This window comes from Dermacoccus sp. UBA1591, from assembly GCF_002322065.1.
Lineage (GTDB): Bacteria > Actinomycetota > Actinomycetes > Actinomycetales > Dermatophilaceae > Dermacoccus > Dermacoccus nishinomiyaensis.
The window spans coordinates 956-18,572 of the sequence record NZ_DCNR01000052.1 but is presented as its reverse complement, the minus strand read 5'-3'; the positions used below and the strand labels follow the sequence as shown (position 1 = coordinate 18,572).

General features: G+C 70.5%; 20 protein-coding genes, 1 pseudogene and 1 riboswitch. Of the genes and pseudogenes, 7 read left to right on the top strand and 14 right to left on the bottom strand.

Going from position 1 to position 17,617, the window contains the following annotated elements; translation table 11 throughout:
- The 4 genes from B2284_RS05620 to B2284_RS05605 all read right to left on the bottom strand — a co-directional run.
- A partial coding sequence (locus B2284_RS05620; protein WP_286697285.1) for an energy-coupling factor ABC transporter ATP-binding protein occupies window positions 1-476 on the bottom strand: 476 nt, incomplete at its 3' end.
- Between the two features lie 125 nt (window positions 477-601).
- Window positions 602-1,366, bottom strand: coding sequence for a cobalt ECF transporter T component CbiQ (gene cbiQ, locus B2284_RS05615; RefSeq protein WP_170957293.1), 765 nt, complete (start codon window positions 1,364-1,366; stop codon window positions 602-604).
- Between the two features lie 2 nt (window positions 1,367-1,368).
- Window positions 1,369-1,773, bottom strand: coding sequence for an energy-coupling factor ABC transporter substrate-binding protein (locus B2284_RS05610; protein ID WP_006947575.1), 405 nt, complete (start codon window positions 1,771-1,773; stop codon window positions 1,369-1,371).
- Window positions 1,766-2,485 (bottom strand): energy-coupling factor ABC transporter permease, encoded by a 720-nt coding sequence (locus B2284_RS05605; protein WP_006947566.1) that lies wholly within the window; start codon window positions 2,483-2,485, stop codon window positions 1,766-1,768. Before B2284_RS05605 ends, B2284_RS05610 begins: the two co-directional genes overlap by 8 nt.
- A gap of 46 nt (window positions 2,486-2,531) precedes the next feature.
- A riboswitch (cobalamin riboswitch) is annotated at window positions 2,532-2,628 on the bottom strand.
- Between the two features lie 214 nt (window positions 2,629-2,842).
- On the opposite strand from B2284_RS05605, the gene B2284_RS05600 reads away from it, so the two are divergent.
- A complete protein-coding gene (locus B2284_RS05600; protein WP_006947571.1) occupies window positions 2,843-3,304 on the top strand; it encodes a hypothetical protein in 462 nt (153 codons plus the stop codon).
- 289 nt (window positions 3,305-3,593) lie between these two features.
- Here B2284_RS05600 and B2284_RS05595 read toward each other — a convergent pair whose 3' ends face one another.
- Window positions 3,594-4,289 (bottom strand): ABC transporter ATP-binding protein, encoded by a 696-nt coding sequence (locus B2284_RS05595; protein ID WP_038569683.1) that lies wholly within the window; start codon window positions 4,287-4,289, stop codon window positions 3,594-3,596.
- Between the two features lie 94 nt (window positions 4,290-4,383).
- A complete protein-coding gene (locus tag B2284_RS05590) occupies window positions 4,384-5,460 on the bottom strand; it encodes an FtsX-like permease family protein (RefSeq protein ID WP_074046264.1) in 1,077 nt (358 codons plus the stop codon).
- A 152-nt stretch (window positions 5,461-5,612) separates the two neighbouring features.
- Here B2284_RS05590 and B2284_RS05585 point away from each other — a divergent pair, with 152 nt between their 5' ends.
- Both B2284_RS05585 and B2284_RS05580 read left to right on the top strand, forming a co-directional pair.
- Window positions 5,613-7,004: a sensor histidine kinase gene (locus B2284_RS05585; protein WP_286697284.1), complete on the top strand. Its 1,392-nt coding sequence runs from the start codon at window positions 5,613-5,615 to the stop codon at window positions 7,002-7,004.
- Window positions 7,001-7,633, top strand: a complete 633-nt coding sequence (locus B2284_RS05580) for a response regulator (protein WP_286697283.1) — start codon at window positions 7,001-7,003, stop codon at window positions 7,631-7,633. Before B2284_RS05585 ends, B2284_RS05580 begins: the two co-directional genes overlap by 4 nt.
- A 21-nt stretch (window positions 7,634-7,654) precedes the next feature.
- On the opposite strand, the gene B2284_RS05575 is transcribed toward B2284_RS05580, so the two are convergent.
- The 4 genes from B2284_RS05575 to B2284_RS05560 all read right to left on the bottom strand — a co-directional run bounded on the left by B2284_RS05575 (window position 7,655) and on the right by B2284_RS05560 (window position 11,741).
- Window positions 7,655-8,164 carry an NUDIX domain-containing protein gene (locus B2284_RS05575; protein ID WP_006943456.1) on the bottom strand — a complete coding sequence of 170 codons (510 nt, stop codon included), beginning with the start codon at window positions 8,162-8,164 and terminating at the stop codon, window positions 7,655-7,657.
- Window positions 8,161-9,300, bottom strand: coding sequence for an AI-2E family transporter (locus B2284_RS05570; RefSeq protein WP_006943454.1), 1,140 nt, complete (start codon window positions 9,298-9,300; stop codon window positions 8,161-8,163). The genes B2284_RS05575 and B2284_RS05570 overlap by 4 nt, the downstream gene beginning before the upstream one ends.
- Window positions 9,301-9,312: 12 nt before the next feature.
- A complete protein-coding gene (locus B2284_RS05565; RefSeq protein ID WP_006943449.1) occupies window positions 9,313-9,948 on the bottom strand; it encodes a ScbR family autoregulator-binding transcription factor in 636 nt (211 codons plus the stop codon).
- Between the two features lie 68 nt (window positions 9,949-10,016).
- Window positions 10,017-11,741, bottom strand: a complete 1,725-nt coding sequence (locus B2284_RS05560; protein ID WP_040014213.1) for an FAD-binding dehydrogenase — start codon at window positions 11,739-11,741, stop codon at window positions 10,017-10,019.
- Window positions 11,742-11,950: 209 nt separating this feature from the next.
- Here B2284_RS05560 and B2284_RS05555 point away from each other — a divergent pair, with 209 nt between their 5' ends.
- Window positions 11,951-12,481, top strand: coding sequence for a GtrA family protein (locus B2284_RS05555; RefSeq protein WP_006943451.1), 531 nt, complete (start codon window positions 11,951-11,953; stop codon window positions 12,479-12,481).
- An 80-nt stretch (window positions 12,482-12,561) separates the two neighbouring features.
- Here the strand turns inward: B2284_RS05555 and B2284_RS05550 are convergent, their stop codons facing one another.
- The gene (locus B2284_RS05550; RefSeq protein WP_038569692.1) at window positions 12,562-13,341 is read right to left on the bottom strand and encodes a polyprenol monophosphomannose synthase; all 780 of its coding nucleotides are present in this window, start codon (window positions 13,339-13,341) and stop codon (window positions 12,562-12,564) included.
- 160 nt (window positions 13,342-13,501) lie between these two features.
- On the opposite strand from B2284_RS05550, the gene B2284_RS05545 reads away from it, so the two are divergent.
- A complete protein-coding gene (locus B2284_RS05545) occupies window positions 13,502-14,395 on the top strand; it encodes a hypothetical protein (protein WP_143181552.1) in 894 nt (297 codons plus the stop codon).
- Here B2284_RS05545 and B2284_RS05540 read toward each other — a convergent pair.
- The 3 genes from B2284_RS05540 to B2284_RS05530 all read right to left on the bottom strand — a co-directional run bounded on the left by B2284_RS05540 (window position 14,346) and on the right by B2284_RS05530 (window position 16,565).
- Entirely contained in the window at window positions 14,346-14,831 is a 486-nt protein-coding gene (locus tag B2284_RS05540; protein WP_143181551.1) for a hypothetical protein, read from the bottom strand. The genes B2284_RS05545 and B2284_RS05540 overlap by 50 nt on opposite strands.
- A gap of 238 nt (window positions 14,832-15,069) precedes the next feature.
- Window positions 15,070-16,272, bottom strand: coding sequence for an alpha/beta fold hydrolase (locus B2284_RS05535; RefSeq protein WP_083607331.1), 1,203 nt, complete (start codon window positions 16,270-16,272; stop codon window positions 15,070-15,072).
- Entirely contained in the window at window positions 16,269-16,565 is a 297-nt protein-coding gene (locus B2284_RS05530) for a YciI family protein (protein ID WP_038569695.1), read from the bottom strand. The genes B2284_RS05535 and B2284_RS05530 overlap by 4 nt, the downstream gene beginning before the upstream one ends.
- Window positions 16,566-16,803: 238 nt before the next feature.
- Between B2284_RS05530 and B2284_RS05525 the strand changes: the two are divergent.
- Both B2284_RS05525 and B2284_RS14560 read left to right on the top strand, forming a co-directional pair.
- Window positions 16,804-17,238: pseudogene (locus B2284_RS05525) on the top strand (aromatic amino acid lyase); the annotation flags it as partial.
- A partial coding sequence (locus tag B2284_RS14560; protein WP_476728566.1) for a protein kinase domain-containing protein occupies window positions 17,121-17,617 on the top strand: 497 nt, incomplete at its 3' end. The pseudogene B2284_RS05525 and the gene B2284_RS14560, both read left to right, overlap by 118 nt.

Genomic DNA, 17,617 nt, shown 5'->3' with positions numbered 1-17,617 from the left:
CCGGCCGTCGGCTCGTCGAGCAGCAAGTACGCGGGGCGCATCGCGACGGCACCCGCGATGGCCACGCGTTTCTGCTGCCCGAACGACAGTTGATGAACCGGCCGATCCGCGAGGTCGCTGATCCCGAGGACGTCGAGCGTCTCCTCGACGCGTCGCCGCACCTCGTCGGGCGGCAGCCCGAGGTTGGTCGGGCCGAACGAGACGTCCGCGAAGACGTCCGCCGAGAACAACTGATCCGCCGGATCCTGAAGCACGAGCTGCACGAGCTGTCGATGACGCTCCAGCCCGCGCCGCGAACGCTGCAACGCCACCCCGTCGACGACGACGTCCCCTGACGTCGCCGCAACCGACCCGGCCACGGCGCGCAACAGCGTCGTCTTGCCTGCGCCGTTCGCGCCGACGAACGCGAGCCGCCGCCCCGGCTGCACGTCGAGGTCGACGCCGTCGAGTACGGCGTCCCGACCGCGATACCCCACGCGCAGATCCCTGACACTCAACCCACGGGTACCAGTTGCCTCCCGGCCGCCGGGCTCAGCCACACGTGACTCACTATCTCGAGCGACGCCGTTCGGCCCAGCTTGCCTGTTCTGCAGCCACCTGTTCATCGCGACATCACCGCCCACGTCATGAGGGCGCTGACGACGAGCACGACACCACACAGCGACCGCCACGACGCCTGCCGCGCGGGCGTCGTGACGATGAGGTCGCCCGTGTATCCACGTCCGGCGAGCCCCGCTTCGAGGCGCTGGGCGCGCGTCCAGGCCCGGACGAGCACCCCCGCGAGCAGCGTCCCAGTGCTCGCGAGCGCCGCGCGGCGCGTCGCGTATCCGAGGCGCGCCGTCTGACTCTCCCGGATCGTGCCGACCGAGTCGAGCAGCGTGAAGATCATCCGATACACGACGCCCGCGATCTCGACGAGAAACGCCGGCACCCCGACGCGCCGCAGCCCGCCGAGGACGTCCGTCATCGGCGTCGTCAGCGCGAGCACGAGGACGGCAGCCGCCCCCGCCGCTGCACGCGACCCCGTCAGAACGGCTCGATCGAGCGACGATCGCCCGATCGAGAACGGCCCCGCCTGCCACAGCGCGTCATCGGGCGCGGGGCCGATCGACACGAGCACGCCCACGAGGCCGATGACGACGAACACCGCCGGCAGCGCCCACACACGCAGCACGAGCCCGGGCGCGACGCGCGCACCCACCGTGACGGCGACGAACGCGACGACGACGACGGCCAGGTCGACGCGCACGTCCCGCGCCACCATCGCCACGGCGAGAAGACCGAGCGCCAGCGCAGCCTTCTCGCTGACGGCATGCGAGCGCCACGCGCTGCTCCACGCCGCCTCGTCGATCGCGAGATGAGCCACGCTCAGGCGATCCGCGAACCGTCGGACGCGTTCGTGACGACACCCGTCGCAGCGTCATCACCTGGGGCAGCACGACGTGACGCAACACCGCTACCCGCACTCGCGACACCCGACGCCGCGTCGCGGTTCTTGCGACGCTCGCGGAACGTGCCGAGGACGAAGCCGAGGAAGCCCGCACCGAGCGCGGCCTGCATCGCGAACAGCCCCGATTCGACCTCGCCACCGGGCTGCGTCCAGAACGGCTCGAACCACGGCTTGTAGTCGGGGTCGGACTTCTCGATGGTCTCGGTGGCCGCAGCGTCCGTGCCACCGAAGTCGCCACTGCGCGTGCCCATGACGAGCGCCAGGACGAAGATCGCCGCCGCGAGCACGACGAGGAGGACGTTCGTCAGTCGACGGTCACGCACGGCTCGCCTCCTTCGCCTCGACGTCGGCCGAGACCGCGACACCCGCATCGAACCCACGATCGCGTCCGAATCCCAGACCGGCGAGCTCCGGGCCGGCCCAGGAGCGCAGCGCGTTCATGAGCAGCACACCGACGAGGCCCTCGACGATGGCGAGCGGAATCTGCGTCACCGCGAACAGCCCGAGAAACCGCGACCATGCGCCGACGAAACCCGTCGCGCGGTCGGGGAAGGCGAGGGCGAGCTGCGTCGCCGTCGTCACGTACGTCATGAGGTCGGAGACGGCGACGGCGCAGAACACGGCGATCGACAGCGGCGCGCGACGCATCAGCCGATAGACGCCGTACCCGGCCCACGGCCCGACGACTGCCATCGACATGACGTTCGCGCCGAGCGTCGTCAGCCCGCCGTGCGCGAGCAACAGCGCCTGGAACAGCAGCACGATCGTGCCCAGCGCCGCCATGACGGGCGGGCGGAAGATGATGGCGCCCTCGCCGGTGCCCGTCGGATGCGACGAACTCCCGGTGACGGACGGCAACTTGATGGCCGACAGCACGAACGAATACGCCCCGACTCCGCCGAGCAGCAGCTTCGACTCCGGATGCTTCTCGATCGTGCGCTTGATCTCGCGCGCTCCGTGGATGACGAAGGGTGCCGCTACCGCACTCCAGGCGGCAGCGTGAACAGGGGGCAAGAACCCCTCAGCGATATGCATGAGTGCACCTTCCCGGGATGACGCGTCCCGCTCGATGGCGTCACCCCGAGTTCCTGACTCACGGAAATCCCGTTCACAGTGGCGCGACCGTGCCGGATTCTCACCGGCTTCCTCGTCCTGGGTGACGCGCGCTGCCCACCCTAGCGAACCGCCCGCCCGCCGTGGGCGCCCGGGACGCAGTAGCTCCCGCAACGGTGATCACACCTTCGTCGTGTCCGGCCCGCCACCTCTGACGGCCCCTCGCGCCACCGCCCCACGGCCAGGCTTCACCCCGGTGCTCCCCCACGCCCGCGCTGCGGCACCGCACCACGTCGACATTGCGACGTCAACACCACGCCAGATCGCCCGCGAGCGCTCATGGCCGACGCACAGGATCTCGACATCACCCACCCACACGCGAGCGCGAACGTGGGGGACGTGGAGAACACGACGGTGACACGAGTCCTGACGGTGGCAGGCGGCGTCCTCGCAGCCTGGATCCCGGTGCTCTACCTGCGCCTGGACGCGCAGCGCGTCGACCCTGCGAGCATCGCGGCGTGGTTGGGGCTCGACGTGAGCGAACTCCTCGCCCTCACCGCACTCGTTCTGGCCACCAGTCGACGCGCCGCGGCCACCCGGCTCATCGGGCTCGTCGCCGCGACGCTGTTCGTCCTCGACGCCGTCACGGACATCGCGAGCGCGACCACGACAAGTTCGCTCGCCACCGCCGTCGCCATGGCGCTCGCCGCCGAGATCCCCGTCGCTCTCGGATGCCTACGCCTCGCCCTGATGCATGACGCGCCGGCCACGACGACGCAGCTGGCTCACGTCAGCTCCTGACCAACGCCGGCGCGAGAACAGGCGCCAGCTCGAACTCCCGTCCCAAACCGCGATTCGCGTCCCCATCTGCGAATCCCGTCCCCAACGACTCGCCGACCTCACACCTACCGTCGAGACGCCGAGACCACGAGGCGACGTCACCGTGAGACGCCGCAACCACGAGACGACGAACGCCGGCCGGATGCTTGTCGCATCCGGCCGGCGTCATGTTCGCCTACACCCGATTCCTCGCGTCGTCTCCGTCGAGACGATCAGGCGCCGAGGCCAGCACTACGACGAGGCGCCGACATCAACCTTGCGTCGGGGTCGCCTCGAGCGTGCGCAGGCGACCGTCGACCATCTCGTGCAGCGAGTCGACGGCGTCGAGGGTGTGCAGGTCGTGCGTCACCATGATGGTCGCGGCCTGGTGTTCGTGCGTCACCTTGCCGAGCAGTTCGACGACGGCGGTGCCGCGCTCGGTGTCGAGCGACGCGGTCGGTTCGTCGACGAGCAGCAGCTTCGGCTCGTTCATCAGCGCGCGGGCGATGCCGACACGCTGACGCTGACCGCCGGAGAGCGCTGCGGGGCGGCGGTCGAAGACCTTCTCCAACCCGACGGCGGCGAGCAGTTCCTCGGCCCGCGATGCGGTGTCCTTGCCGTGACGCCCGGCGATGCGCGCAACGATCTCGAGCTGCTCCACGGACGTCAGCGACGCGATGAGATTGCTCTGCTGGAAGACGAACCCGATCGACGACAGGCGCACCGCTGCGGCGTCCTTGTGCGAGAGCCCCGAGACGACCTTGCCGTCGATCGTCACGATGCCGGAGTCGGGCGTCTGCAGCAGGCCGGCGACGGCGAGCAGCGACGACTTGCCGGAACCCGACGGGCCCGTCACCGCGGCGAACTCGCCCGCGGCGACGTGCAACGACACGTCGTTGACGGCCGTGATGCGCCCCGAGGCGCCGTCGGGGAAGGTCAGCGTCGCGTTCTTGACGTCGAGGCTCATCGGGCTGCTCCTGGCGCGGTGGTGGGGACGAGGGTGGCGTCGAGGCTCATCGCGCGGCCTTCGACACGAGGTACGGGTGCATGACGACGAAGGCTCATCGCGCGGCCCCCAGTGCGGTGTTGGGGTCGACGGTCACGATGCGGCGCACGCTGACGAGCGCGCCGAGCAGACCGAGAACGAACAGCAGCGCCAGCGGGACGAGCGTGGTGGTGAGGCTGAGGACGAACGGCACCGTGCCCTGCGCGAAGTAGCCGAGGACGGTCGCGACGATCGTGCCGAGGCCGCCACCGATGAGCAGCAAAATGGCGGCCTGACCCATGGCGTCACGCACGAGGTAGCCGGTGTGCGCGCCCATCGCCTTGAGGACGGCGAGGTCGGGCGTGCGCTGGATCGTCCAGACGGTGAAGAACGCGCCGACGACGAGGGCGGAGACGAGCATGAGCATGACGCGCATGAGCGTCAGCGAGCCGTTCTCGGCCTGGTAGGCGCTGATCGTGCTGAGCGACGTCTTCGGGTCCTGCACGTCGAGGCCGGTCGCCGAGGTGAGCGCGTCCTTCGAGAACCCGCTGCCCGTCTTGACGAGCGCGACGGTGCCCGAGCCCTGGCCGAGCAGGCCGGCGGCCTTCGCGTCGTTCTCCGTCATCCACACGACGGGCTGGTGCTGGTACGACGCGTCGTCGCTCAGCTTCGCGACGCGAACGCTCTTGTTGTTGAACGAGATCGACTCGCCCTCCTTGAGCGCGGCGTCCTTCGTGATCGTCTTGCCGACGACGACGGAGCCGTTCTTCACCCCCTTCGGCGCGGCGAACGAACCGTCCGGGACGGCGAAGATGGCGACCGCCGACGGCACACCGGAGACACTCGCGCGGCCCTGCGTGATCGTCAGCGGCGAGGCGTCGGTGACGCCCTTGACCGACTTGATCTCGTCGATGTCCTTCGCCTCGACGTGGGAGCTGTCATACCCGACCTTCTGCCCCTTCGCGGGGGCCGAGAAGCCGATCTGGTCGACACCGTGCGAGGGCAACGTGTCGATGGCCGACACGCTCTCCTTCGCGAGGCCGGCCGCGAGGCCGGTCAGCATGACGACGAGCAGCGTGATCAGGGCGATGACGCCGCCGATGAGGGCGAAACGCCCCTTGGCGTACGCAAGGTCTCGAGTTGCGAGGAACATCAACCTCTTCTTTCGGCACAGGTTCTCCAGGTTTTCTCCATTCCAGCGCGATTCATCCCCTGCGCGCATCACCCAGGCAGTGGGAGAACGCATCAACCGTTCGGTTGACGTCCGTGCGCGTTCGACGCATCCACGCGGCAAAATGGACGGTGATGAGTACCACCGACCCCACCACCGACTCCGAACGCACCATCCGCATCATGCAGGCCGCGATGCACGTCCTGTTCGTCGTGCTGCTCGTCGTCGGGGTGATCCGGGCGCTCGCCGGAGACGCCTCGCCGTTCGCCGTCATCGCCGCGACGGTCGTGTTCACCGGCGTCTACCTGAGCGGCCTCGTCGTCGAACGCCGCGCGCGCCGCGCCCAGTCGCTGCGCGCCGCCCAGGATTCGCACACCGGCCAGGTGTGGATCATCGCGCTGACGCTCGCGTGGTGCCTGACGCTCGCCGTCGCGCCTGACTTCGCGTGGGTGGCGTTCGCGCTGTACTTCCTCGTCCTGCACGTCGCGATCCGGCCCATCGCTGCCGCCCTCGTGCCCCTCGTCCTCGTCGCGAGCGCCGCCGCCCTCGTCTCGCGCCCCGACGGACGCAACGTCGGCACCGTCATCGGCCCGATCATGGGGATGATCGTCGCGCTCGGCATCTCGTGGGTGTACGCCCAGCTGCGCGCGGAGAACACGCGCCGCCGCGAACTCGTCACCCAGCTCGTCGCCGCGCAGGACGACGTGCTCGCGACGCAGGAGACGCTCGCCCTCGCCCAGCACCGCGCCGGCGTCCTCGCCGAGCGCGAGCGCCTCGCGCACGACATCCACGACACCCTCGCGCAGGGCTTCTCCAGCATCGTGCTGCTGTCGCGCGCGGGCCTCGCCCGTAACCAGCACGCCCACACCCAGCACGCGAGCGCCCAGGCCACCCGCGACAGCGCCGCGCACGCCGGCGACGAGATTGCGCGCCTGCTCGAGCAGATCGAATCGACGGCCGCGCAGGGCCTCGCCGACTCGCGCGAGGTCGTCCATGCCCTGACGCCGAGCGACCTCGTCGACGCGCCGTTGTCCGGCGCTCTCGAGCGCCTCACCGCGCGCCTGACGGAGCACACCGGCATCCGCGCCGACACGACCTGCGACGGCGAACCGCGCCCACTGCCGGCCCCAGTCGATGTCGCGCTGCTGCGCATCGCGCAGAGCGCCCTCGCCAACGTGCGCACCCACAGCAAAGCGCAGCGCGTCGGCGTGACGCTCAGCTACCGACTCGACGAGGTCGGCCTCGAAGTCATCGACGACGGCGTGGGTTTCACCGACGCCGACGTCGAACGCGCACCCCTGGGCGGCAGCGGATTCGGCCTGCGCGCCATGCGTGAACGCCTCGACGCACTCGGCGGCCACCTCGAGATCGAATCCCAGCCCGGCGAGGGCGCCGCCCTCATCGCGACCATCCCCACCAGCGGCCCCTACAAGGCGGTGAGGCAGGAGAACACCCAGCCCGCCCCTGCCCTGACGGCCGGAGTCGAACCGCACGTGACACCCTCGACGGAAAGCAGCCTCCGATGACGAGCGTCATCCTCACCGACGACCATCCCGTCGTGCGCGCGGGCCTACGAGCGCTGCTCGACGCGTCGGGCATCGACGTCCTCGACGAGGCCGCCGGCGGCGAGGAGGCCCTGCGCGTGCTCGACCGCCTCGCCGAGCAGGGGGTGCGCCCCGACGTCGTCCTCATGGATCTGCAGATGGGGCCCGGCCTCGACGGCGTCGCGGCGACGCGCGCCATCCGCGCCCGCGACGACGCGCCCCGCGTCCTCATCCTCACGACCTACGACACGGACGTCGATATCGTGCGCGGCGTCGAGGCCGGCGCGTCCGGCTACCTGCTCAAGGACGCACCGCCCGCCGACCTCGTCGAGGCCGTGCACCGCGCCTCACGCGGCGAGACGGTGCTCGCGCCCGCCGTCGCGGCGCGCCTCGTCAACCGGTTGTCCTCGCCCGCACCGACGCTGACGGCCCGCGAACTCGACGTGCTCGACGCCGTCGCCGGCGGCGCGACGAACAAGGAGATCGCGAAGCACCTCTTCGTCTCCGAGGCGACCGTCAAGACGCACCTCGTGCACATCAACGAAAAACTGGGCGCAACCTCGCGCACCGAAGCGGTGGCACTCGCACGACGCGCCGGGCTGCTGCGCTGAGAAGCGCGCAGGGCTGAACCCTCAGTCGCCGCGCCCGACGACACGCCCCACGCTCGATGGCTGCCGCGCAAGGCGCACGGCGCGCTGGATGCGGCGCGTCGACTTGTCGGGGTGCGGTAGTTCGTCGAGCGCGAACCATCCGGATTCGAGGGCTTCGCTCGCCACCTCGACCTCGGGTCGCTCGTCGCACACGACGCGGAAGATGACGTCGACGTGCCGGATCTCCGGGTCGAAATCAGTGGCCATGACGCTGCCCGGCTCGATGTCGAGGCCCGTCTCCTCACGCACCTCACGCACGACGGCGTCCTGCGGTTGCTCGCCGGCGTCGATGAGGCCGCCAGGCAGCGACCATCCGCTGCGGTGCGCCTGACGCAGCGCGAGCACGCGCCCGTCGTGCTCGATGATGGCGACGGCGCCGGCGCTGAACGTCGGCTGCATGGCGTGCACGATGCGGTGGCTGAGCCCGGCGGGCAGCATCCGGTAGACGCGCAGCGCGGCCATCCGCAGCGCTCCGGGACGCTCGGCGTTCACATGGCCTCCTTGGCGCGGCGTTCGAGCTGACGTTCGTCGACGGCGTCGAGATCCTCGTCGCCGTGTTCCTCGAGATGGTAGCTGCGCATCACCTTGACCATGTTGTTGACGACGGCGATGAGCGGCACGGCCGTGAACGCGCCGAACGCCCCGCCGAGCAGCGTGCCGGCGCTCACGCCGATCAGGATGACGACGGGGTGCAGGTCGACGAACCGTCCGAGGATGAGGGGGTTGACGAGGTTGCCGAGCAGCTGCACGAGCACCGTGAGGATCGCGACGAGCACGAGCGCGGTGACGAGCCCGTTGCCGACGAACGCGATGGCGAACATGAGCGCCGCGGCGAGCAGCACCCCGACGAGCGGGATGAGCGAGCCGAGGAAGATGACGACGGTCAGCGGGACGGCGAGGGGCACGTCCGCGAACCAGAGCACGGGCAGCATCGCCGCCGCGTTGAGCAGGGCGAGCAGCACGAGCGAGCGCATGTAGACGACGAGGGTGCGCCACGCCGCCGCGCCCGCGAGGTCGACGTGGTTGTGCGCGCCACGCGGCAGCAGCCGCACGATCCAACGCCAGATGGAGCCGTCGTCGGCGAGCAGGAACAACGCGCAGAACAGCGTGAGCAGCAGCGCCGACAGCCCGCCCGTGACGATGCCGACGTGCGCCGCCGCCCAGCCGACGATGTCGGCCGTGTGGTTGCTCAGCGTCGTTCCGAGGTCGGTCGTGTAGCGGCTCGCGGAGGTTTCGTCGATCTTCAGCGGCCCGTCGACGAGCCAGTGCCGCGCGCCCTGCTCGGCCAGCGTCAGCTGTCGGGCGAACTCGCCGCTGGAGTCGTCGATCTGCGCCACGACGAACGCGATCAGCCCCGCAGCCGAACCGACACCGACGAAGAACGCGATGACCGCGGATGTCGTGCGCCCCACGCCGCGCCGCACCAGCCACGACACGATCGGAGCGAGGAGCGCCGCGAACATCACCCCGGTGACGAAGGAGACGGTGACGACGCCGAGACGCGTGACGCCCCAGAAGAACGCGAGCACCCCGACGGCGATGGCGAGCAGGCACACCGACCACCACGCGGCCACCCGCACGCCGTACGGCACGGCCTCACGCGCCGACACCACCTTCTGCTGTTCCATGGCCCAAGAGTGTCACGCGGTGGGGCGGGCGCGACGCAGCGTCACACCGGTGAGCGCTTCGGGTCTCACGAGGGTCGCCCCGGCGTGCGTCCAGCACTGTTCGATCTCGGCGTGCAGGCGCGACGACGGATCGCTCGCGCGTGCTGACAGGTGCAGCCCGAGGACGGTCGCACTGAGCATGCGCGCCACGACGCCCGTGTCGACCCCGGCATTGAGGCACCCCGCAGCGGCAACCTCGTCGAGCATGTCGCGGGTCGTCTCCTGCCACACCCCGAACGACGCCGGACGCCCCGCGCCGTAGGTCTCGCGCTCGATCGCGAGCCGAGCCGTCGCCTGGAAGATCGGGTCGTCGGCGAGCCCGTCACAGGTGAGGTAGCCGTAGTCGACGAGGCGTTGCACCGGCGAGCCCGCCAGGGCGGCGACGGCGTCGCGCAGCCACGTCGTGTGCGCGGCGAGGACGGCGTCGGCGACCTCTTCCTTCGTGTCGAAGTGGAAGTACAGCGCGCGCTTCGTCACGCCCGAGCGCGTCACGATGTCGGCGATGGTCGCGCCGGCGAAACCGTGCTCGGCGAATGCCTCGGCGGCGCCCGTCAGGATGCGAGCGCGCGTCTCGTGCGCACGCGCCTGGGTGATTTTCCGCTGCGCCACCGAGCCACCCCCTCATGGTCGTCTCGTATTTCGGCCTGCGGATTCAATCACGAATTGCTATGTCGTCGTCATGCCACTCGGGAGGCGGCCACCCCGGCCGCTCGCCCGGAGAACAGGCATCCTCCGAGGAACGTGCCCTCGAGCGCGTTGAAGCCGTGGACGCCTCCCCCGCCGAAGCCGGCGGCCTCACCGGCGGCGAACAGCCCCGGCACGACGCGGCCACGAGCGTCGAGCACGCGCGAGTCGAGGTCGGTCTGGATGCCGCCGAGACTCTTGCGCGTCAGCACGTGCAGCTTGATGCCGACGAGCGGGCCCTGCCGCTCATCGAGCACGCGGTGCGGCGCCGACACGCGCGCCAGCCGGTCGCCGAGGTAGCGGCGCGCGTTGTGGATCGCCATGACCTGCACGTCCTTGCCGTAGGCGTTGTCGACCTGCGCGTCACGCTCCTCGATCTGCCGACGCACGTGTGCCGCATCGAGCAGCGGCTCGTCCGTCAACTCGTTCATCTTCGCGACGAGCTCTTCGAGCGTCTCGGCGACGACGAAGTCCTCGCCGTGCTCGACGAAGTCGGCGACCGCTCGCGGCGCACCCTTCGCCAGCCGCGCCCGCACGACCTCGCGGCGGCTCCCGGACGTCAGGTCGAGGTTCTGCTCCGAGCCGGAGAGGGCGAACTCCTTCTCCAGCATCGGTTGGGTGACGATGAACCACGAGTGGTCGTACGCGCGGATCGCCGGGTCGCTGCGCAGGTGACGCAGCGTGCCGCGCGTGTCGAAACCGGGCAGGCACGGCATCGGCATGCGACGTCCGATCGCGTCGAACCACAGCAGCGACGGGCCGGGCAGGATGCGGATGGCGTGCTGCGGCCACACCGGGTTCCAGTTTCGGATGCCTTCGGTGTAGTGCCACATCCGATCACGGTTGACGAGGCGCGCGCCCGCGTCCGCGGCGATCTCGAGCATGCGCCCGTCGACGTAGGCGGGCACCCCCGTCAGCATCGAACGCGGCGCCTCGCCGAGATCCGCCGGCCACCAGCGCCGCACGAGGTCGTGGTTGCCACCGATGCCGCCGCTCGCGACGATGACCGACGGCGCCGTGAACTCGAACCCGCCGACGACGTCGCGGTTCGACGCGACACCGCGCTCCGCGTCGTCGGGAGCGAGGACGCTGCCGCGCACGCCGGTGACGGCGCGAGCACCACCGTCGGCAGGGGTCTCGACGATGAGTTCGTCGACGCGATGACGGTGCGCGAACGTCAGCAGGCCCCGGGCCTCGGCATCGAGCGCCTTCTCGACGAAGGGGCCGCTCACGCCCGTGCCGGTGCCCCACGCGATGTGGAAGCGGGGCACCGAGTTGCCGTGACCCCCGGCGCGACCGTCGCCTCGCTCGGCCCACCCGACCATTGGCGTGAGCTCGATTCCGTTCTCGCGCAACCACTCCCGCTTGCCGCCGGCCGCCCACTCGACGTAGGCGCGCGCCCAGCGCTTTCCCCAGACGTCCTCACCGAGGGGCTCACCGGACGCGTTCGCCTCACCCTCGAGGCGGTCCCACTGGGCGCTGCCGCACCAGTCCTGCCACGCGAGCTCGAGGCTGTCGCGCACCCGCAGGCGGCGCTGCTCGGGCGAGTCGACGAGGAACAACCCACCGAACGACCAGTGCGCCTGAGCGCCCAGATTGGCGCGATTCTCCTGCTCGACGACGACGACGCGGCGCCCCCGCGACGTCAGTTCGGCCGCCGCCACGAGACCTGCCAGCCCCGCGCCCACGACGATCGCGTCGAAACTCTTCCCGTCCATGCCCACCTCCAAAGTCTCGTCGCACGCACTGTCTCGGGACGACGCGTCACGTCGCGGCCTGTATCGAACGCCAGGGTTCGATGTGATGCCGATCACTGTACTCACGGGTTTTCGGGCGCATCGACGAACGACGAAAAGGCGCTGCGCGGCCGTCCGATGTGCTGACGTTCTCAGCCCGTCAGAAGGCGCAATGGGTAGCATCGGACGTTATGACCTCACGGACCGCAGCGGCGCGCCCCGACGAGACGCCCGCGGCCGGAGCGTCATCGCTCGGGGCCGACTCGTCCGGGCACCAGGCGACTACGGCGTCGTCCCCGCTCGCCGCGTTCTGGCGCGAGCTCAGCACGTTCGGCATCATCGGCGTGCTCAACATCTTCATCGACATGGGCCTGTACAACTGGCTGCGCGCCGGCCCGCTCGACGGCAAGGTGACGACCGCGAAGATCATCTCGGGCGCCGTGGCCACCGTGTTCGCATGGGTCGGCAACCGGTACTGGACGTTCCGTCACCGCGAGAACCGTCCGCTGCACCACGAGGTCGTGTTGTTCTTCGCCGTCAACGGTGTCGCACTCGCCGCCACCTCGGCCTGGGTCGCGTTCGCGCACTACGTGCTGGGGGCCCGCGGCGCGTTGTGGGAGAACGTGCACGCCCTCATCGGCATCGGAATCGGCACCATCCTGCGCTTCGTCGCCTACCGGACGATCGTGTTCGGCGCCGCCGCAGAGGATCCGAAAGCCTGACGCGCAGGAGCGGGATCAGGGGGCTGAGCGCCGTGCGCCCACCCGGGACACGAGGTGCCCGACCACATCACCCTCGAACGCTAGGACCGTCGCGCCCGCACCCGCGACAGGAGGTGCCCGGCCTGTTCGCGCCGCAGTTCGAGACCCCAGCCGGCGACGGCGAGCAGCGCCTCGCTGATGATGTTGCCCGACATCTTCGACGTGCCGAGTTCGCGCTCGCTGAATCGGATCGGGTGCTCGACGATGCGCGCCCCGGCCCGGATCGAGCGCCACGTCAGGTCGATCTGGAAGCCGTAACCGGCTGACGTCACGCTCGCGAGGTCGATCTGGCGCAGCAGCGTCGCGCGGTAGACGCGGAACCCGGCCGTCGCGTCATGGACTCGGGTGCCGAGCATCGCCTGGACGTAGACGTTGGCGCCGCGGCTGAGGATCTCGCGGTTCTTCGGCCAGTTGACGACGGAGCCGCCCTTGATCCAGCGGGAGCCGATGACGAGGTCGGCGCCGGCCGCGAGCGCGAGCATCGCAGGCAGTTCCTCGGCCGGGTGCGAACCGTCCGCGTCGATCTCGACGAGCGCGTCGTAGCCGCGCTCCAGACCCCACGCGAAACCGGCGAGGTAGGCCTTGCCGAGGCCCTCCTTGCCGCGACGGTGCATGACGTGCACGTGGGCGTCGGCCGCCGCCATCTCATCGGCGAGCTGCCCTGTCCCGTCGGGCGAGTTGTCGTCGAGGACGAGGATGTCGGCGTCGGGGACGGCACTCCGGATGCGCTCGACGATGACCGGCAGGTTCTCCCGCTCGTCGTACGTCGGCACGAGAACGAGCACTCGCTCGATCGGTGCGCGATCCGCTGCGTCGACCACCAAAGACCTCCCCACGAGCGCCAGGCGGGCGCCAGGCTGTGCATACCCTATCGGTGGCGACGGACAATGGAGCAATGAACCCAGCACGAATCGCCGTCGCCGGGCACCCGCAGGCCCTCGTGCGACGCACACCCCCCGGCCGGGCCGCATGAGCGCCGACATGAACATTGGCACCGTCGCCGAGGCCGTCACGACGCTCTACGGCGGCGACCCGGCCGACTTCGTCGCGGTGCGCAAGGAACTCGCCGCAGCCGCACGTACCGCCGGTGAGCGCGATGCTGCCCGCGAGATCGCCGCGCTCCGCAAGCCCACCGCCGCGGCCGCGGCCGTCAACCACCTCGACGACGGCGCCATCAGCGACGTCCTCGCCCTCGGCGAACAGATGCGTGCCGCGCAGACCTCGCTCGACGCGGCCACGCTCAAGGAGTTGTCGGCCCGACGGCAGGAACTGCTGCAGCAGATCGTCACGCGGCACGACCTGAACGGCGCGCCCGCCGAGGCCGTGCGCGCCACGCTGCTCGCGGCGATCGCGGACCGGCAGGCAGCCGACGCCGTGGCGACCCGCGCACTCGTGCGGCCACTGAGCTACAGCGGGTGGGGCGACGTCGACCTCACCGACGCCGTCGCGCACCGCGACGCGCCTGCGCGCCCCGCGCTGCGACTCGTCGCCGGCGGTACGCCTGCCCAAGACCGAATCCGCGTTGCTTCGGCCGCGACATCAGCCCCATCCGCTTCCTCCTCCGCGGATGGAGCCTCCCCGCAGGTCGCCGACACCCAGAGCCGGCGGGATGAGGACGAGCAGGAGAAAGCCGAACGTGAGGCCGCCGAGCGCGAGAGCGCCCAGAGGCGGCGGGCCGAGCGGGAGCAGCGCGAGAAGGCAGCGCTGGCCGAGATGGATGCCCGCATCGCGCGGTTGCGAGTCCGCGTCGAGGCGGCGCAGAAGGCCTACGACGCAGCGAGAGCGGCCCGCGACTCGGCGCGGGCCGCTCTCGAAGAGGCGTTGCTCAGGCGCTCTTCGATGCCTGGGGGAACATCGTCGAGCAGTAGCTCGTGAGGTCCTCGACGGCGCTGTTGTACGGCGTCGTGTCGACCGTCTTCGCCGGCTTCTCCGCCTTCTTCAACGCATCGACCTGAGCCGCAGCTGCGTCGGCCTTCTTCTTGAACGACGCATCACCGGACTGCTTCCCGTCCGAGCGCAGCGAATCCGCGAGCGAACCCATCGTCTTCGTCGCCTTCTGCAGGTCGGCGTCCTTGTGAGAGTCGACGGCGTCGTTCCACGCCGCGTTCGCCGAGACGACCTGGCTGTTCGACGAGATGCAGGCCTTGCGCAGCGCAAGTGTCGCGCCGGGCTTGCCGGAGGCCGAACTCGACTGGCTGACCTGCACGCTCGGGTCGTCGCCGCTGTTGCCGCAGGCACCGAGCGTGAGCGTCAGACCGGCGCAGGCACCGAGCACCGACAGCGTGCGGGCGGGTCGAAGAGTGAAGGTCACTGGGTCCTCTCAGGAAGGTCGGGGTGGGTCACGATGACGGACGATCGACTCCACCGTGACACATTCGTGACCTTGGCGGCCAGTCAGCACGCGGTGACACCCGCCACGCACAGTGCCATCCACCAGCGACCAGAACCAGCGCGCGCGAGGCGATCCTGAACGAGCGGTGACACCCACCATGCACGGCGTCGGCAATCGGCGGTCCGAGCCGGGCGTCGGGCTCGGGCCGTCTTGCTCATCAGGACGCCGCCGCCCCCACGATGCAGCGTGCGACCCACCCCGCGGCCTCGTAGATCGGCACGTGGCCGAGGCCGGGGCCCTCGAGGAACGTCCAGGCCGGGTGACGAGCGGCGATGCGACGCGCCGCGGAGACGGGCACGAGGCGATCGCGCTCGCCGTGCACGAGCGTGACGGGTACCCGCAACTCGCTCAGCACGCGACGGTAACGCGGGCTTCCAGCAGCCACGACGAGCGAGTTGGCGGCCCGCACGAGCCCGGGCACGGCGTCCTGGTTCTCGGCCAGAGCACGGACCTCCTCGACGGAGCGTCGCATCACCCACTTCGGCACGCGATGCGGGTCGGCGACGACCGTCAGGACGCCCTCGACGCCCATGCGGTCGATGCCGCGGCGCGCGGCGTAACGCGGGATGACGCGTCGCGCCGCGGGCGGACACATGTAGAGGGAGAAGGTGACGAGCACCGACCAGTGCGGCCGATCCTGCGGGTGCAGCGGCAGCACGGGGTCGACGAGCACGAGACGCGACACGAGCTCAGGGTGCTTCGCGGTCATCATCGCGACGATCATCCCGCCCATCGAGTTGCCGACGAGGACGACGTCGCTCAGACCGAGCTGACGCAGGTACGCCGCGAGCAGATCGACGTTGTCGGAGACGGCCGAGCGGTTCGACCCACTCGTGCGACCGAACCCTGCGAGGTCGAGCGCCAGCACGCGACCGTGCTCGGTGAGGAACGGCCACAACGGCTCCCAGTTGGCGAGGCTGCCGCCGAGACCATGGACGAGCACATACGTCGGGCGACCAGTCGGCGCGGCTTCGGGGTGGGGCTCAGCGTCGGCGGCACCAGGGTCGGCCGCAGCGTCAGCCGCGGCGCGCTCCCGTTGCTCGCCGGCGAGCGACGCGTTCACGCCCGGGACGTCGACACCCCCGTCACTCGAGGCGTTGTCGGGCTGATCATCAGGCCCGCTGTCGCGGTGGAAGACCTCGACGCGATCGTCCCCGATGTCGATGACGACGCTCGTGATCGGTGGCAGCTTCGGCTCCGGCAGGTCCGCGTTCGCCAGCGACACATTTGCGTGGCTCGACGATGCGCCCTCAGACGCCGGCGATTCGTCAATGTCTGCCCTCTCGGCGAGGCGCGAGGTGTCGACGAACGAGGTGCCGGACGTGCCGTAAGGTGCGGGCTCGCGTGGCGTCTCCGTCATCGTTCGAGGTGTTCGGCGAACGTCGGCGCCTGCGAGCCGAGGACGGGCGTGTATGGGCGGATCGTGCGTTCGACGACGATGCCCTCGAGCAAGAACGGGTCGCGGTCGAGGCGCTCGGCGACATCCTCACGCGTGGGCGCGGCGATGACGAGCAGCGCACCGTCGGGCTCGGCGAGGGGGCCGGACAGCAGCATGCCCTCGACCTGCGAGAGGTAGGTGCGGTGCTCGGGGCGGTGGGCGTCGCGGGCGGCGACGTCGTCGGAATACGTGTAGGTGACAGCGAAGATGGCCATGATCTCTCCTACGCCACGCGCCGGTCGGCGGGCAAGTCGGGGTTGGTGCCCGAGAGTAGCCCCAGACGCGGCGGCGCGCCCATAGGATCGTCCCAACGAGGCAGGGAGGGAACTCGGCGTGAGCGAGAGTTGGCAGCTGGGAAGCCGCTACACGCTCGAGCGGCAGATCGGCTCGGGCGCGATGGGGCAGGTGTGGGTCGGGCATGACGTCGACGGCCACACCCTGGCCTTCAAACTGCTGCGCCCCGAACTCGCCGACGACCCCGGCGTCGACAGCGGCCACATGATCGCGCAGTACACCCAGGCCGCGATCGTCTCGGAGATGAAGCGCCTGGCCGCGCCCGCCTCGGTCGACTCCATCCCGTCCAGCGCCATGCAGGAGGACCACGTGTCGATGGGGTGGTCCGCGGCCCGCAAGCTGCGCCGCTCGGTCGACGCCCTCACCCGGGTGCTCGCGATCGAGGTGCTGACCGCCGCACGGGGCATCGAGCTGCGCGCGCCGCTCGAGCCGTCGCCGGCGACCGGTGCGGTGGTCCGAGCCCTGCGCGAGGCCGGGTGGCAGGGGCCGGGGATCGACCGCTTCCTCGCTCCCGACATCGAGACCGCCCGCACGCTGGTGGCCGACGGCACGGTGGTGCGCGTGGTCGAGGAGGTTACCGGCCCGCTGCGCTGACACCTTTCGCCGATTGGTCAGTTTCGGACGGGTGGGGGTGTCGGGATCTGACCAGTGGGCGGGGTCGGGTTCGCCGATTGGTCAGTTTCNNCGCCGACGACCCCGGCGTCGTCGCGCGCTTCCTGCAGGAACGCAACCTCCTCGTCGGCCTGCGCAGCCCGTACGTCATCCGCGTGCACGACCTCGTCGTCGAGGGCCCGCGCCTCGCGATCGTCATGGACTACGTCGCCGGCGACTCCCTGCGCGCCCTCCTGCAACGGCGCGGCAACCTGACCCCGCACGATGTCGCGACGCTCGGCGCCCAGATCGCACAGGGCCTCGCCGCCGTCCACGGCGCGGGTGTGCTGCACCGCGACCTCAAGCCCGAGAACGTCCTGCT

Coding starts and splice junctions, on each gene's coding strand:
- B2284_RS05605 (WP_006947566.1), bottom strand. CDS start 2,485: ATGCATATCGCTGAGGGGTTCTTGCCCCCTGTTCACGCTGCCGCCTGG.
- B2284_RS05600 (WP_006947571.1), top strand. CDS start 2,843: ATGGCCGACGCACAGGATCTCGACATCACCCACCCACACGCGAGCGCG.
- B2284_RS05595 (WP_038569683.1), bottom strand. CDS start 4,289: ATGAGCCTCGACGTCAAGAACGCGACGCTGACCTTCCCCGACGGCGCC.
- B2284_RS05590 (WP_074046264.1), bottom strand. CDS start 5,460: ATGTTCCTCGCAACTCGAGACCTTGCGTACGCCAAGGGGCGTTTCGCC.
- B2284_RS05585 (WP_286697284.1), top strand. CDS start 5,613: ATGAGTACCACCGACCCCACCACCGACTCCGAACGCACCATCCGCATC.
- B2284_RS05580 (WP_286697283.1), top strand. CDS start 7,001: ATGACGAGCGTCATCCTCACCGACGACCATCCCGTCGTGCGCGCGGGC.
- B2284_RS05570 (WP_006943454.1), bottom strand. CDS start 9,300: ATGGAACAGCAGAAGGTGGTGTCGGCGCGTGAGGCCGTGCCGTACGGC.
- B2284_RS05560 (WP_040014213.1), bottom strand. CDS start 11,741: ATGGACGGGAAGAGTTTCGACGCGATCGTCGTGGGCGCGGGGCTGGCA.
- B2284_RS05555 (WP_006943451.1), top strand. CDS start 11,951: ATGACCTCACGGACCGCAGCGGCGCGCCCCGACGAGACGCCCGCGGCC.
- B2284_RS05545 (WP_143181552.1), top strand. CDS start 13,502: ATGAACATTGGCACCGTCGCCGAGGCCGTCACGACGCTCTACGGCGGC.
- B2284_RS05535 (WP_083607331.1), bottom strand. CDS start 16,272: ATGACGGAGACGCCACGCGAGCCCGCACCTTACGGCACGTCCGGCACC.
- B2284_RS05530 (WP_038569695.1), bottom strand. CDS start 16,565: ATGGCCATCTTCGCTGTCACCTACACGTATTCCGACGACGTCGCCGCC.